The following is a 15,762-nucleotide window of genomic DNA, read 5'->3' on the forward strand; positions in this document are numbered from 1 at the left end:
GTAACCCACGAACATGGGTGAGCGAGGCCCCGGCCCGCAACCCCGACACAACGCCGACGGTCACTCATACCGTCTAGCGCGGTTACCGGGACCGGTCACTACCGTAAAGCGTTGGAGCTCAGATATGTTGCGGCATCGAACAATGCATACAGTCCGGCCGCCTACCGCGTCGTTGATGCCGTGCCCGACAACCGCAAAGCCTATAGCGGTGGTAGCTGGCCCTTGCAAATCAGCGTCTGCAGCTCGACGTACTCGTGCAGCCCCTCGGGCCCGAACTCACGGCCGATGCCGGACTGCTTGAAGCCGCCGAACGGCGCGCCGATGTCCAGGGTGTACATGTTGATGCCGTAGGTGCCGGTCCGGACGGCGGCCGCTACGTCCAGGCCGTGTTCGATGTCGGCGGTCCACACCGAGCCGGCCAGGCCGTAGTCGGTCTCGTTGGCGATGCGGATCGCGTCGTCCTCGTCGCGGTAGCGCAGCACCGTCAGAACGGGACCGAAAATCTCCTCACGGGCGATGCGCATGTCGTTGGTGGCGTCGGCGAACAGCGTCGGCCGCACGTACCAGCCGCGCTCGGACGGGCTCTGTTCCCCACCGAGCACGACGCGCGCGCCTTCGCTGCGGCCCGACTTGATGTAGTTCTGGACCCGGCGCTGTTGTCGTTGGGCCACAAGCGGTCCGATGTCCGTCGACTCGTCGGCCGGGTCGCCGACGTTCAGCGCCGACATCATGTCGGCCAGCGCGTCGACCACCTCGTCATGCTTACGGTCGCTGACCAGGATCCGGGTCTGCGCGACGCAGGCCTGACCGTTGTTCATCAACCCCGCGGACTTCAGGCCGGCCACCGTCTTGTCGATGTCGGCGTCGTCGAGGATGATCGCCGCCGACTTGCCGCCCAGCTCCAAACTCACCCGTTTCAGCTGCTCGCCGCACAGGGCGGCGATCCGGCGGCCGACGGCACTGGAACCGGTGAACGCGACCTTGTCCACCCCGGGATGGCGGACCAGCGCCTCACCGATCTCGGGGCCGCCGGGCAGCACCGACACCACGCCTTCGGGCAACCCGATCTGCTCGATCATCTCGGCCAACCACAAAGCGTCTAACGGCGTTTCGGGTGCGGGCTTGATGATGACCGTGCAGCCCGCGATCAGCGCCGGGATCAGCTTGGGCATGATCAGAAATTGCGGCACGTTCCACGGCACAATCGCGCCGACCACCCCGACCGGGGCCCTGCGCAGGTGGACCTCGCCGAGCACACCCTGGCGGCGTTCCTCCCACGGGAACTCGCGGGCGGCGGCCAGCGAGAGGTGGATCAGCGCCGCGGCGGCCGCCCCCTGGCCCATCCGGCTGAAGCTGCGCGGCGACCCCATCTCGTCGGTGATCAGATCGGCCATCTCATCGGCGTGGGGGGCGTAGATCCCGGCGAGCCGTTCGACCTTGGCCATCCGGTCGGCATGGCTCATCCGCGGCCACGGGCCGTGGTCGAAGGCGTGCCGTGCGGCGGCGACGGCGGCGTCGACGTCCTCGGGGCCCGCGACCTGGACATGCCCGACCGGCTCTTCGGAGTGCGGCGAGATCACGGCGAGCTGCTGGGGATTGGCGGGCTTGCGCCACTGGCCCCCGATAAACAGTTCGTTATAGGAGCGATGGCCGGAAGTCTCTGGCATCGGGGCACTTCCTCAGGGGATTGGACCGCGACCGCAATTTCGCTATTGACGCTAACATAGCGAAAAAAGCAGCGAGGCTCGATATGACCAGCGATTGGCGCAGTTACCCGTTCCAGTTGGTGCCCGGCGACAGCCAGTTGGACTTTCCCGCCGCCGAAGGCGAACACCCCAACCAGGAGTCGGACACCTGGTTCATCGCCGGTCAGCTTGACGCTGCCGAGACCGATCGATCGTTTGCGTTCCTGACCATCTTCAACAAGAACCGCCCCGCGGGAACCGTCGTCGCGGACTTCTACACGATGGCGCTGTTCAACCTCGACACCGGCGACTACGGCACCTTCACCGACTACGACATGCCGCCGGCCAATATGGAGCCCGGCGCCCAGCGCAAGCTCACGATGGCATCCGGCCATCTGGACATCACCTACCACAGCAGCGCGGGGACCGCGTCGTGGACGACCAGCCGCAACGGCGATGGCGAACTGCTGCCCTACACCTACCGGGTCAGCCTGGTCGGGCAGGACCAATCCGGGCGGCCGATGCGGCTGGACCTGGCCGTAACACCAACGCGCGCACCGACGCCGGTGGGCGCGTCGACGTACAACGGAAAGATCGTCTGCTTCGGTCAAAGCGACACCTACTCCTATTTCCAGACCGGCATGGCGATGACCGGCACCCTGCGCTGGGGTGACGTGGTGCAGCAGGTGTCCGGCGCCAGCGGGCACGTCGACCGGCAGTGGTTCCCCAAGTACGCCGGGGGCGGGGGATCGGGGGGAGACCCGCGGGCCAGGTCGCACGAATGGCGCACCATCAACTTTGACAACGGCGTCGACCTGAGCATCTGGCGCCAGTTCGACCGCACCAATGGCAATGCGCTGCAGCCGTTTACCGGGATCACGACAAGCCATCCGGACCCCGCGATCGCGCCGGAATGCGCCGAAGACATCGAGGTCACGGTGAGCAGCTACGTGCGATGGCCGGAGGCCATGCGGCCCCTGGTGCGACCCCTCGCCCCGGCCCGGTACCTGCCCGATCGGCACCGGATCACCTGTCCTACACTGCAACTTGACCTCATCGGCGAGCCGTTGGTGGCGGCCCCGGCGCACGGCCTGCCGATCGAGTACATGGAGGGCCCCTATCGCTACCGAGGAACGATGTGGGGGAAACCGGTGACCGGCTTCGCGTTCAACGAACGCTCGCTGGCGTTGTACCGGGATTGGGAACTCGTCGACGTGCTGTCCACTACCGTGGCGAGCCTGGCACCGCCGGAGCCCACTTTGCAGACCATGGTGGATCAGGTCGTGCCGCTGGTGGCGGCGGGCCGGCGCAAGGATGCCGTCGAGCTGCTGTTCCGCTCGGCGCCCGTCGAAAACGACACGCTGGCAAAGCTTCTCGACGATCTGATCGCGGTGCTGTCAGCCGACTCCAGCTGACTGGGACAGGGCCTGGGCCCACGTGATGTGGCGATGCTGCAAGCCCGGCTCGTTGCGGCCGAACACCAGGTGGTCGCGGGCGCCGGACTCGAGATTGGCTTGCAGCCCCTCGACCAGTCGGTAGTCCTCGTCGCGCACGGTCGCGTGCGCATAATCGAAAACGGCTTGGACGGCGGCTGCCACCACCTCATCGGAGACGTCCTGCGGAGTTGCGTTCTGGTGGACGGTGATTGACCTGCCGGGCCCATCTCCGGGGTATACCCGGAACAGCTCACCGTTGGCAATCGTCACCGAAAGCACGATGTTGGGGAACAGCGCATAGATCACCACCACGTTGTAGAACGGACTCCACTGATCCTCGGGTACACCATCGAGCTCCCGAATGGTGTTGAGCGGGAAGATCAGCCGGTGGTGCGGCCCGTAGGAGTCGAACACCGTGCAGTTGCTGCGCGCGATCGTGCCGAAGGTCTGCTGATGGACGGTGGCGAAATGGTAGTTCTCGGCGAAGGTGTCGATCGCCAGCTTCCAATTGATCGGGGAGTCCAGCACCTTCTCGCCCAGCGGCGACCAGCGCCCGATGCCCCACGAGTCGAGTTCGTCGGCGAGCGGGCCCAGGTGCGCCGCCACGTCCAGTGTTGCGCCGGGATCCAGTGCCACCCAGAGGAATCCGGCGAATTCGGCGGCCGGGAGCTCGGTCAGCCCGTCGGAATTGATGGCCACTTTCGGGAACCCCTCGCGTCCCGGAAGCGCCACCAAGTGCCCCGTGTTGTCGTATGTCCAGGCGTGGTACGGACAGGTGAACCGCTTGGCGGTGCCGCAACCCGACGCCACCCGCGACTGGCGGTGCAGACATACGTTGTTGAACGCCTTGACCGTTCCCTGCGAGGTTCGCGTCAGCAGGATGGAGCGCCCCATCACCGTCTTCGTGCAGTACGCACCCGGGGCGGGAAGTTCCGACACGTAGCCGACCAGCTGCGGACTGGCCAGCAGCATGGCCCGATCCCGGTGGTGCCGCTCGACACTCGTGTAGTCCCGCGCGTCGACCGTGTGCTGGGCCGGAGCGAGATCGGTCGTCTTGTCGCGCGCCAACTTCAACGCGCGCCGCGTCAGGTCGATGAGCTGGTCGTGCTCCATCTGCCCAGTACAGACCTTGTCACAGTTGTAAGGTCAAGGGGTGGCTGAGCAGCTGCTGATCGGCGACGTCACGGCCTTGACTGGCATCGCTTCCGGCCGTATTCGCCATTACGAGAAAATCGGATTGCTACACGCCCAGCACCTGTCCAACGGCTACCGGGTCTTCGACGTCGAGCAGGTCCTCGACTTGCTGCGCATCGATCTGATGCGAAGCCTCGGCGTCGGTATCAACGACATTGCCCGGTTGATCGAAGGCGGGCACAGCACGCTGGCCGGCCTGCTCGACGAGCACCGCGCGCTGCTGGTGCAGCAGCGGGAGCGGATCGACCAGCTGATCCGGGCCATCGATGTCGCTACCGAGCGCGGCGACGCGGACCTCAACGAGGACATCCTGCACCGGCTGGCGACCACGCACCGCGACAGCATCGGGGTGATCGGGCGGCTCAGCGCGCCGCTGCCGGCGCCCGTCGCCGCGATGTACGCCGACCTGTTCGACGAATGGGACCTGCCGGTTCCCGCGTTGTTCGGGCAAATGGTGCTTCCGACGGCGGCGAGCACACTGTTGTCGCAACTGGCCGAGACCCCGGGCCACGAGGTGCTGTTCGCTCGGTTGCGCAGCCTGGCCGCCGACGTGGTCGCGTTGGGCGAACACGATGCCGCGGCACCGGAACTCGCGCGCCGCTGGATCGACCAGCAGCTGGCCGACCCCCTGCCCGACGAGGTGGTCGGCGTGCTGCGGGGCGTGCAACCGCTGCTGGAGCGCGATCCGGTCATCGTGCAGGGATTTCGCACCTGGGCGGGATCGATCAGCCCGGCGGCCGCCGACTTCGTCGACGAGATCGCCCAGCAGACCGCCCGGCGTGGACTGGAGGCTGTGAGCGTGATCGTGCTGCCCGCTCACCAACCCGTTCAAACGAACGATGCGGCACTGTGATACACATGTGACCGGTGTGATCAATGTGTCATACGGGGTTTTTGTCGTACCCTGTGGCTTGTGTCCTCCGTTTCGCGGCGCGATCTGCTCAAATTCGCGGCCGCAACCCCCGCCCTGCTGGGCTTGGGCGCAGCCGGCGGGTCGCTGAGCGCGGCGCCCGCATCGGCCTCGCTCGGCACCCTGCTGGACTACGCGGCCGGCATCATTCCGGCCAGCCAGATCCGGGCCGCGGGCGCCGTGGGGTCGATTCGGTACGTCTCGGACCGTCGCCCCGGCGGCAACTGGATGCTGGGCAAGCCGATCCAGGTAGCCGAGGCGCGCGACCTCAACAGCAACGGACTCAAAATCGTTTCCTGCTACCAGTACGGCAAGGCCAGCACCGCGGACTGGCTGGGCGGTGCCAACGCCGGCCTGCAGCACGCGCAGCGCGGGATGCAGCTGCACGCCGCGGCCGGCGGGCCCGCCAGTGCACCCATTTATGCCTCGATCGACGACGACCCCTCCTACGAGCAGTACAAGAGCCAGGTGGCGCCCTACCTGCGTTCCTGGGAGTCGGTTATCGGTCATCAGCGCACAGGCGTGTACGCCAATTCGAAAACCATCGACTGGGCGCTGCACGACGGATTGGGCTCCTACTTCTGGCAGCACAACTGGGGCTCGCCCAAGGGATACGCTCATCCGGCGGCCAACTTGCACCAGGTTGAAATCGACAAACGCAGCGTCGGAGGGGTCGGCGTGGACATCAACGAGATCCTCAAGCCCCAATTCGGCCAGTGGGCCTAAGGACCGATGCCGTCGCCCGGCCCCGTCGGGGCGCGGACTCTTAGAAATTCCAGCAAACACTCGTTCGCTCATTTTCCGGACGCGCGCGGGCGGGCGATAGTCGTCCGATGCCGCCGACGGCGCTGTGACGGCACTCCACGACCCAAAATTTTAATATAACGATTCGATAACAAACTTGCCTTGATCTGCGCAGTTATAGCTACTCGACCGTAACCACCTTCATGCAGCGGGTTTGGTAATCGGGTTCGCGCCGCCGGTGAAACCGGGTGTTACCCAGGACACGGTTACCCATGCGTAGAACTCATCAGTAACCGATCAGCACGCGAAACGCGGGTCGGTCCTTATGACACTCTTAGTACAGCCGATGGAGTCCGTCGCGCCGCTCAGTACCAGCCGGGCGGTCCGCAGACAACACACCGGCCAGCCGTTTTCCCGGCTGTGATTCGACGCTGAACCACGCCGCATCGACAGAACCCCGCCCGGCGGTGGTGACCGCCAGACGAAGAGACCTAAAGACGCATACAGGGGAGACAAAAAGGTGACGATCCACGAGCACGACCGGGTGTCCGCTGACCGCGACGGCCAAGGCAAGGGCCCACACGCCGGGGACACCCACGCACTCGTCGACCGCCTGACGGCCGGCGAGCCCTACGCCGTGGCATTCGGCGGCCAGGGCAGCGCCTGGCTGGAGACCCTCGAAGAATTGGTGTCGTCGGCCGGCATCGAGTCCGACCTGGCAACGCTGGTCGGTGAGGTCAACCTGCTCCTCGAGCCGGTGGCCAAAGAGCTCGTCGTGGTGCGTCCGATCGGCTTCGAGCCGCTGTCGTGGGTGCGTGCGCTGGCGGCCGAGGACCCGGTCCCCTCGGACAAGCACCTGACCTCGGCAGCGGTGTCGATTCCGGGCGTGCTGCTCACCCAGATCGCGGCCGTGAGGGCGCTGGCTCGTCAAGGCATGGACCTGAAGGCGACGCCCCCGGTGGCCGTCGCCGGACATTCCCAGGGTGTGCTCGCCGTCGAGGCGCTGAAGGCCGGGGGCGCCCGAGATGTCGAGCTGCTGGCGCTGGCCCAGCTGATCGGCGCGGCCGGGACCCTGGTGGCCCGTCGGCGCGGCATCTCGGTGCTCGGCGACCGCCCGCCGATGGTGTCGGTGACCAACGCCGATCCCGAACGCATCGGCCGGCTGCTCGACGAGTTCGCGCAGGACGTGCGCACCGTGCTGCCGCCCGTGCTGTCCATCCGCAACGGCCGCCGTTCGGTCGTCATCACCGGCACCCCGGAACAGCTGTCCCGCTTCGAGCTCTACTGCCAGCAGATCTCGGAGAAGGAAGAAGCCGACCGGAAGAGCAAGCTGCGCGGCGGCGACGTCTTCTCGCCGGTCTTCGACCCGGTGCAGGTCGAGGTGGGTTTCCACACGCCCCGCCTCGCCGACGGCATCGACATCGTCGGCAGCTGGGCCGAGAAGGTCGGCCTGGACGTCGAGCTGGCCCGGCACCTGACCGAGTCCATCCTGGTGCGTCCGGTCGACTGGGTCGAGGAGATCACCCGGGTCAACGACGCGGGCGCCCGCTGGATCCTTGACCTGGGTCCCGGCGACATCCTGACCCGGCTGACCGCGCCGGTGATCCGTGGCCTCGGTGTGGGCATCGTGCCCGCGGCGACCCGCGGCGGGCAGCGCAACCTGTTCACCGTCGGCGCCGTCCCCGAGGTGGCGCGGGCCTGGTCCAGCTACGCCCCGACCCTGGTTCGCCTGCCCGACGGCAGGGTCAAGCTCTCGACGAAGTTCACCCGGCTGACCGGGCGCTCGCCGATCCTGCTGGCCGGCATGACGCCGACCACCGTCGACGCGCACATCGTGGCCGCCGCGGCCAACGCCGGGCACTGGGCCGAGCTGGCCGGCGGCGGGCAGGTCACCGAGGAGATCTTCGCCGACCGCGTCCAGCAGCTGGCCGGGCTGCTCGAGGACGGCCGCACCTACCAGTTCAACGCGCTGTTCCTGGACCCGTATCTGTGGAAGCTGCAGGTCGGCGGCAAGCGGCTGGTGCAGAAGGCGCGTCAGTCCGGCGCGGCGATCGACGGTCTGGTGGTCAGCGCCGGCATCCCGGATCTGGAGGAGGCCGTCGAGCTGATCGAGGAGCTGGGCGAGGTCGGCATCAGCCACGTCGTCTTCAAGCCCGGCACCGTCGAGCAGATCCGCTCGGTCATCCGCATCGCGACCGAGGTGTCCACCAAGCCGGTGATCGCGCACATCGAGGGCGGGCGCGCCGGCGGCCACCATTCCTGGGAAGACCTTGACGATCTGCTGCTGGCGACCTACTCCGAATTGCGGTCGCGCGCCAACATCACCGTCTGCGTCGGCGGCGGTATCGGCACGCCGGAGCGCGCGGCCGACTACCTGTCCGGACGCTGGGCGCAGGCATACGGCTTCCCACTGATGCCGATCGACGGCATCCTGGTCGGCACCGCGGCGATGGCGGCCAAGGAGGCCACCACGTCGCCGTCGGTCAAGCGGATGCTGGTCGAAACCCAGGGCACCGATCAGTGGATCGGCGCTGGAAAAGCCTCGGGCGGAATGGCTTCCAGCCGCAGCCAGCTCGGTGCGGACATCCACGAGATCGACAACAGCGCCTCGCGCTGCGGCCGGCTTCTCGACGAGGTCGCCGGTGATGCCGACGCCGTCGCGGAGCGTCGCGACGAGATCATCGCGGCAATGGCCAACACCGCCAAGCCGTACTTCGGCGACGCCGGTGAGATGACCTACCTGCAGTGGCTGCAGCGCTACGTCGAGTTGTCCATCGGTGACGGCGATTCCACCGCCGACACCGCTTCACCCGGTAGCCCGTGGCTGGCCGACACCTGGCGCGACCGCTTCGAGCAGATGCTGCAGCGAGCCGAAGCCCGTTTGCATGCACAGGATTTCGGTCCCATCGAGACGCTGTTCGACGGCTCCACCGACGATGGCGCGCGGCTGCTGGAAAATCCTGCCGAGGCCATCGCCACCCTGCTGGCGCACTACCCCGACGCCGAACGCGTGCAGCTGCACCCGGCCGACGTTCCGTTCTTCGTCACGCTGTGCAAGCTGCTGGGCAAGCCGGTCAACTTCGTGCCGGTGATCGACAAGGACGTGCGGCGCTGGTGGCGCAGCGATTCGCTGTGGCAGGCGCACGACGCCCGCTACGACGCCGACCAGGTGTGCATCATCCCGGGTACCGCCGCCGTCGCGGGCATCACCCGGATGGACGAGCCCGTCGGTGACCTGCTGGACCGTTTCGAGCAGGCGGCCATCGACGAGGCGCTCGCCGCCGGAGCGGAGCCCAAGGCCGTCACGTCACGCCGGACGGGCCGCGCCGACGTCACCGGCCCGCTGGCCGTCGTGCTGGACGCCCCCGATGTCCAATGGGCCGGCCGCACCGCGACCAACCCGGTCCATCGCATCGCCGACCCCTCCGACTGGTTGGTGCACGACGGACCCGAAAGCCGCCGCGCCACGCATTCGTCCACCGGCGCGCGGCTTCAGGTCGACGACGACCGCGTCGTGCTCAGTGTCCCGGTGTCGGGTTCCTGGATCGACATCCCATTCACGTTGCCGCCCAACACCGTTGACGGCGCCACCCCGGTGGTCTCCACCGAGGATGCCGCCACGGCCATGCGTGCCGTGCTGGCCATCGCGGCTGGCGTCGACGGGCCGGAGTTCCTTCCCCCTGTTACCGACGGAACGGCGACGGTCACGGTGGACTGGGACCCTGAGCGGGTCGCCGATCACACCGGCGTGACGGCCACCTTCGGGGAACCGCTGGCGCCCAGCCTCACCACCGTGCCCGACGCGCTCGTCGGACCGTGCTGGCCCGCCGTCTTCTCCGCGATCGGCTCGGCCGTCACCGACGCCGCCACCCCCGTCGTCGAGGGCCTGCTGAGCCTGGTGCATCTGGACCACGCCGCCAACATGGTCGGCAAGCTGCCGACGACGCGGTCGCAATTGACGATCACCGCAACGGCTTCGGCGGCCATCGACACGGACATGGGGCGCGTCGTCAGCGTCGCGGTCATTCTCAAAGATTCAGCCGACACCGACGGCCAGGCGATCGCCACCCTCGATGAGCGGTTCGCCATCCTGGGCCGCACCGGGGCCGCCGAACTGGCCGACCCCATGCGCGCCGGTGGCGCGGTCTCGGAAAACGCGACCGACACCCCGCGCCGGCGCCGCCGCGACGTCACCATTACCGCGCCGGTCGACATGCGTCCGTTCGCGGTGGTCTCCGGTGACCACAATCCCATCCACACCGACCGGGCCGCCGCGCTGCTGGCCGGTCTGGAATCGCCCATCGTGCACGGCATGTGGCTGTCGGCCGCCGCCCAGCACGCGGTGACCGCCACCGACGGTCAGGCCCGGCCGCCGGCGCGGCTGATCGGCTGGACCGCGCGCTTCCTGGGCATGGTGCGACCCGGCGACGAGGTCGCGTTCCGCGTCGACCGGGTCGGAATCGACCAGGGCGCCGAGGTTTTGGAGGTCACCGCCAAGATCGGATCCGATCTGGTGATGTCGGCGACGGCCCGCCTTGCGGCCCCGCACACCGTCTACGCGTTCCCCGGCCAGGGCATTCAGCACAAGGGCATGGGCATGGACGTCCGGGCCCGGTCCAAGGCCGCCCGCAAGGTGTGGGACAAAGCGGACAAGTTCACCCGCGACACCCTGGGCTTCTCGGTTCTGCACGTGGTGCGGGACAACCCGACCAGCATCATCGCCAGCGGTGTGCACTACAACCACCCCGAGGGCGTGCTGTACCTGACGCAGTTCACCCAGGTCGCGATGGCGACGGTGGCCGCGGCGCAGGTCGCCGAGATGCGCGAGCAGGGCGCCTTCGTCGAGGATGCGATCGCCTGCGGACACTCCGTCGGCGAGTACACCGCGCTGGCCTGCGTGACCGGCATCTATGAGCTGGAAGCCTTGCTGGAGACGGTGTTTCACCGCGGATCGAAGATGCACGACATCGTGCCGCGCGACGAGCTGGGCCGGTCCAACTACCGGCTGGCTGCCATTCGGCCGTCACAGATCGACCTGCCCGACGATGAGGTGCCGGCATTCGTCGCCGATATTGCGGCGAAAACCGGTGAATTCCTCGAGATCGTCAACTTCAACCTGCGCGGGTCGCAGTACGCGATCGCCGGCACGGTGCGCGGCCTGGAGGCGCTCGAGGAAGAGGTGGAGCGGCGCCGCGAGATCACCGGCGGCAAGCGTTCGTTCATCTTGGTACCCGGTATCGACGTGCCGTTCCACTCGCGCGTGCTGCGGGTCGGTGTGGCGGAGTTCCGGCGATCACTCGACCGGGTCATGCCGCGCGATAAGGATCCCGACGTCATCATCGGGCGCTACATCCCCAACCTGGTGCCGCGGCCGTTCACCCTGGACCGCGACTTCATTCAGGAGATCCGCGACTTGGTGCCGGCCGAGCCGCTCGACCCGATCCTGGCCGACTACGACACCTGGCATGCCGAGCGCCGCATCGAGATGGCCCGCATCGTCCTGATCGAGCTGCTGGCATGGCAATTCGCCAGCCCGGTGCGCTGGATCGAGACCCAGGACCTGCTGTTCACCGAGGAGGCAGCCGGCGGCCTGGGTGTGGAGCGGTTCGTCGAGATCGGTGTGAAATCCGCACCGACCGTCGCGGGCCTGGCCACCAACACCCTCAAGCTGCCCGAATATGCCCACAGCACAGTGGAAGTGCTCAATGCCGAGCGCGATGCGGCGGTGCTGTTCGCCACTGACACCGACCCCGAGCCGGAGCCGGAGGACGAGCCCGAGGCGCCCGCCGACAGTGCGTCGGCACCGGAGGCGGCCGCGACCGCTCCGGCGGCCCCCGCCGCCGCGCCGACCGCGCCCTCGGGTGCGGCCCGACCGGACGACATCGGGTTCGACGCCGCCGACGCCACCCTGGCGCTGATCGCGCTGTCGGCCAAGATGCGCATCGACCAGATCGAGGAGCTGGACTCCATCGAATCCATCACCGACGGCGCGTCGTCGCGGCGCAACCAGCTGCTGGTGGACCTGGGTTCGGAGCTCAACCTGGGCGCCATCGACGGCGCCGCCGAAGCCGACCTGGCCGGGCTGCGCGCGCAGGTCACCAAGTTGGCGCGCACCTACAAGCCTTACGGCCCAGTGCTTTCCGACGCGATCAACGATCAGCTGCGCACCGTGCTGGGGCCCTCAGGTAAGCGGCCCGGGGTCATCGCCGAGCGGGTCAAGAAGACCTGGGAGCTTGGCGAGGGCTGGGCCAAGCACGTCACGGTCGAGGTCGCGCTGGGCACCCGCGAGGGGACCAGCGTCCGGGGCGGCGCCATGGGCCACCTGCACGAGGGTGCACTGGCCGACGCGGCCGCCGTCGACAAGGCGATCGACGCCGCGGTGGCTTCCGTCGCCGCGCGTCGTGGCATCGCGGTGGCGCTGCCGTCTTCGGGCGGTGGCGGCGGCGGTGCGACCATCGACGCCGCCGCGCTGGGCGAATTCACCGACCAGATCACCGGCCGCGACGGCGTGCTGGCCTCGGCGGCGCGCCTGGTGCTCAACCAGCTCGGCCTGGACGACCCGGTCAGCGCTTCGCCGGCGGCCACCGATGCCGAGCTCATCGACCTGGTGACTACCGAACTCGGCGCCGACTGGCCGCGGCTGGTGGCGCCGGTGTTCGAGCCCAAGAAGGCCGTGCTGTTCGACGACCGGTGGGCCAGTGCCCGCGAAGACCTGGTCAAGCTCTGGCTGGCCGACGAGGGCGACATCGACGCCCGCTGGGTGGAGCTGTCCGAAAGGTTCGAGGGCGCAGGCCATGTCGTGGCCACCCAGGCCACCTGGTGGCAGGGCAAGGCCCTGTCCGCGGGCCGGCAGATTCACGCATCGCTGTACGGGCGGATCGCGGCCGGTGCCGAGAACCCGTACCCCGGCCCCTACAGCCACGAAGTTGCGGTTGTGACGGGCGCTTCCAAGGGCTCGATCGCGGCATCGGTCGTCGGGCGGCTGCTCGACGGCGGTGCCACGGTGATCGCCACGACGTCCAAGCTGGACGACGAGCGGCTGGCGTTCTACCGCGGGCTCTATCGCGACCACGCCCGGTTCGGCGCGGCGCTGTGGGTGGTCGCGGCCAACATGGCGTCCTACTCCGACATCGACGCTCTGGTCGAGTGGGTGGGCACCGAGCAGACCGAAAGCCTTGGGCCGCAATCGATTCACATCAAGGACGCGCAGACCCCGACGCTGCTGTTTCCGTTCGCCGCACCGCGGGTCGCGGGCGACCTGTCCGAGGCCGGCCCGCGCTCCGAGATGGAGATGAAGGTGCTGCTGTGGGCCGTGCAGCGGCTGATCGGCGGACTGTCGAAGATCGGCGCCGAGCGCGACATCGCGTCGCGGCTGCACGTGGTGCTGCCGGGCTCACCGAATCGCGGAATGTTCGGCGGCGACGGCGCATACGGTGAAGCCAAGTCGGCGCTGGACGCTCTGGTGAGCCGCTGGCACGCCGAGTCGTCGTGGGCGGCACGGGTCAGCCTGGCGCACGCGCTGATCGGCTGGACCCGCGGCACCGGGCTGATGGGCCACAACGACGCCATCGTCGACGCGGTCGAGGAAGCCGGCGTCACCACCTACTCGACCGACGAGATGGCGGCAATGTTGCTGTCCCTCTGCGACATCGAGTCCAAGGTGGCCGCGGCCGGTGCGCCGATCAAGGCGGACCTGACCGGCGGGCTGGGCGAGGCCAACCTCGACATGGCCGAGCTGGCCGCCAAGGCCCGCGAGCAGGCCACCTCGGGTGAGGAGGCGGCCGACGAGGCCGGCGCCGAGGGCACCATTGCCGCGCTGCCGTCGCCGCCGCGCGGCTTCACACCGGCGCCGCCGCCGGCATGGGCGGACCTCGACGTCGACCCGGCCGATCTGGTGGTCATCGTCGGTGGCGCGGAACTCGGCCCCTACGGCTCGTCGCGGACCCGCTTCGAGATGGAGGTCGACAACGAACTGTCGGCGGCCGGCGTCCTGGAGCTGGCCTGGACCACCGGCCTGATCCGCTGGGAGGACGACCCCCAACCCGGTTGGTACGACACACAATCCGGTGATCTGGTCGACGAGTCCGAGCTGGTCGAGCGCTACCACGACACCGTCGTCGAACGCTGCGGCATCCGCGAGTTCGTCGACGACGGCGCGATCGACCCCGATCACGCCTCGCCGCTGCTGGTGTCGGTGTTCCTGGACAAGGACTTCGCGTTCGTGGTGTCCTCGGAGGCCGACGCGCGCGCCTTCGTCGAGTTCGATCCGGAACACACGATCATCCGGCCGGTGCCCGACTCCAGTGACTGGCAGGTCATCCGCAAGGCCGGCACCGAGATTCGGGTGCCGCGGAAGACCAAGCTGTCTCGGACCGTCGGCGCGCAGATCCCGACCGGGTTCGACCCGACCGTGTTCGGCATCAGCCAGGACATGGCCAGCTCGACCGACCGGGTGGCGCTGTGGAACATCGTCGCGACCGTCGATGCGTTCCTGTCCTCGGGATTCACGCCGGCCGAGTTGATGCGGTGGGTGCACCCGGGCCTGGTGGCCAGCACGCAGGGCACCGGTATGGGCGGTATGACGTCGATGCAGACGATGTATCACGGCAACCTGCTCGGCCGGAACAAGCCGAACGACATCCTGCAGGAGGTTCTGCCGAACGTCGTTGCCGCGCATGTCATTCAGAGCTACGTCGGAAGCTACGGCGCGATGATCCACCCGGTGGGCGCATGCGCGACCGCGGCGGTGTCGGTCGAGGAGGGCGTCGACAAGATCCGACTCGGCAAGGCCGAACTGGTGGTCTCCGGCGGATTCGACGACCTGACGTTGGAAGCCATCATCGGCTTCGGTGACATGGCGGCCACCGCCGACACCGGCATGATGCGTGGCCGCGGCATCCACGACTCGAAGTTCTCCCGGCCCAACGATCGGCGCCGGCTCGGATTCCTCGAGGCGCAGGGCGGCGGCACCATTCTGCTGGCGCGCGGCGACCTGGCGCTCAAGATGGGGCTGCCGGTGCTTGCCGTGGTGGCCTACGCGCAGTCGTTCGCCGACGGCGTGCACACGTCGATCCCGGCGCCGGGGCTGGGCGCGCTGGGCGCCGGTCGCGGCGGCAAGGATTCGGCGCTGGCGCGGTCGCTGGGCAAGCTCGGTGTGGGAGCCGACGACGTCGCGGTGATCTCCAAGCACGACACGTCGACCCTGGCCAACGATCCCAACGAGACCGAACTGCACGAGCGACTCGCCGATTCGCTCGGGCGCTCCGAGGGCGCGCCGCTGTTCGTGGTGTCGCAGAAGAGCCTCACCGGGCACGCGAAGGGCGGCGCAGCGGTCTTCCAGATGATGGGCCTATGCCAGATACTGCGCGACGGGGTGGTCCCGCCGAACCGCAGCCTGGACTGCGTCGACGACGAGCTGGCGGGCTCCGCCCACTTCGTGTGGGTCCGCGAGACCCTGCGCCTTGGGGAGAAGTTCCCGCTCAAGGCCGGCTTGGTGACCAGCCTTGGGTTCGGCCACGTTTCTGGGCTGGTGGCGCTGGTGCACCCGCAGGCGTTCGTCGCCGCGCTCGATCCGGAGCAGCGCGCGGACTACCAGCGGCGCGCGGATGCGCGCCTGCTGGCCGGTCAGCGGCGGCTGGCATCGGCGATCGCCGGTGGCGCGCCGATGTACGAACGGCCGCCGAACCGTCGCTTCGACCATGACGAGTCCGAGAAGCGTCAGGAGGCGGCGATGCTGCTGAACCCGGATTCGCGTCTGGGTGACGGCGATGCCTACCAGGTCTCCGCCGGATGA

6 protein-coding genes are annotated in these 15,762 nt (G+C 68.4%); 4 read left to right on the plus strand and 2 right to left on the minus strand.

Annotated elements, in window-relative coordinates:
• Window positions 1-200: 200 nt before the first annotated feature.
• The gene (locus B8W69_RS26490; RefSeq protein ID WP_085292665.1) at window positions 201-1,667 is read right to left on the minus strand and encodes an aldehyde dehydrogenase; all 1,467 of its coding nucleotides are present in this window, start codon (window positions 1,665-1,667) and stop codon (window positions 201-203) included.
• Between the two features lie 83 nt (window positions 1,668-1,750).
• Between B8W69_RS26490 and B8W69_RS26495 the strand changes: the two genes are divergently transcribed.
• A complete protein-coding gene (locus tag B8W69_RS26495) occupies window positions 1,751-3,100 on the plus strand; it encodes a lipocalin-like domain-containing protein (protein ID WP_085292666.1) in 1,350 nt (449 codons plus the stop codon).
• Here B8W69_RS26495 and B8W69_RS26500 read toward each other — a convergent pair.
• Window positions 3,083-4,234 carry an aromatic ring-hydroxylating oxygenase subunit alpha gene (locus B8W69_RS26500; RefSeq protein ID WP_085292667.1) on the minus strand — a complete coding sequence of 384 codons (1,152 nt, stop codon included), beginning with the start codon at window positions 4,232-4,234 and terminating at the stop codon, window positions 3,083-3,085. The two genes, B8W69_RS26495 and B8W69_RS26500, sit on opposite strands and share 18 nt — an antisense overlap.
• 40 nt (window positions 4,235-4,274) lie before the next feature.
• Between B8W69_RS26500 and B8W69_RS26505 the strand changes: the two genes are divergently transcribed.
• The 3 genes from B8W69_RS26505 (at window position 4,275) to B8W69_RS26520 (ending at window position 15,762) form a co-directional block, all read left to right on the plus strand.
• Window positions 4,275-5,168, plus strand: a complete 894-nt coding sequence (locus B8W69_RS26505; RefSeq protein WP_085292668.1) for a MerR family transcriptional regulator — start codon at window positions 4,275-4,277, stop codon at window positions 5,166-5,168.
• Window positions 5,169-5,228: 60 nt separating this feature from the next.
• Entirely contained in the window at window positions 5,229-5,951 is a 723-nt protein-coding gene (locus B8W69_RS26510; protein ID WP_085292669.1) for a DUF1906 domain-containing protein, read from the plus strand.
• 538 nt (window positions 5,952-6,489) lie between these two features.
• Window positions 6,490-15,762, plus strand: a complete 9,273-nt coding sequence (locus B8W69_RS26520) for a type I polyketide synthase (RefSeq protein ID WP_085292670.1) — start codon at window positions 6,490-6,492, stop codon at window positions 15,760-15,762.

The organism is Mycolicibacterium vulneris, assembly GCF_002104765.1.
In the GTDB taxonomy this organism is placed as follows: domain Bacteria; phylum Actinomycetota; class Actinomycetes; order Mycobacteriales; family Mycobacteriaceae; genus Mycobacterium; species Mycobacterium vulneris.

Bases quoted from the DNA above. Each gene is read 5' to 3' on its own strand.
- B8W69_RS26490 (WP_085292665.1), bottom strand. From the start codon at position 1,667: ATGCCAGAGACTTCCGGCCATCGCTCCTATAACGAACTGTTTATCGGG.
- B8W69_RS26495 (WP_085292666.1), top strand. From the start codon at position 1,751: ATGACCAGCGATTGGCGCAGTTACCCGTTCCAGTTGGTGCCCGGCGAC.
- B8W69_RS26500 (WP_085292667.1), bottom strand. From the start codon at position 4,234: ATGGAGCACGACCAGCTCATCGACCTGACGCGGCGCGCGTTGAAGTTG.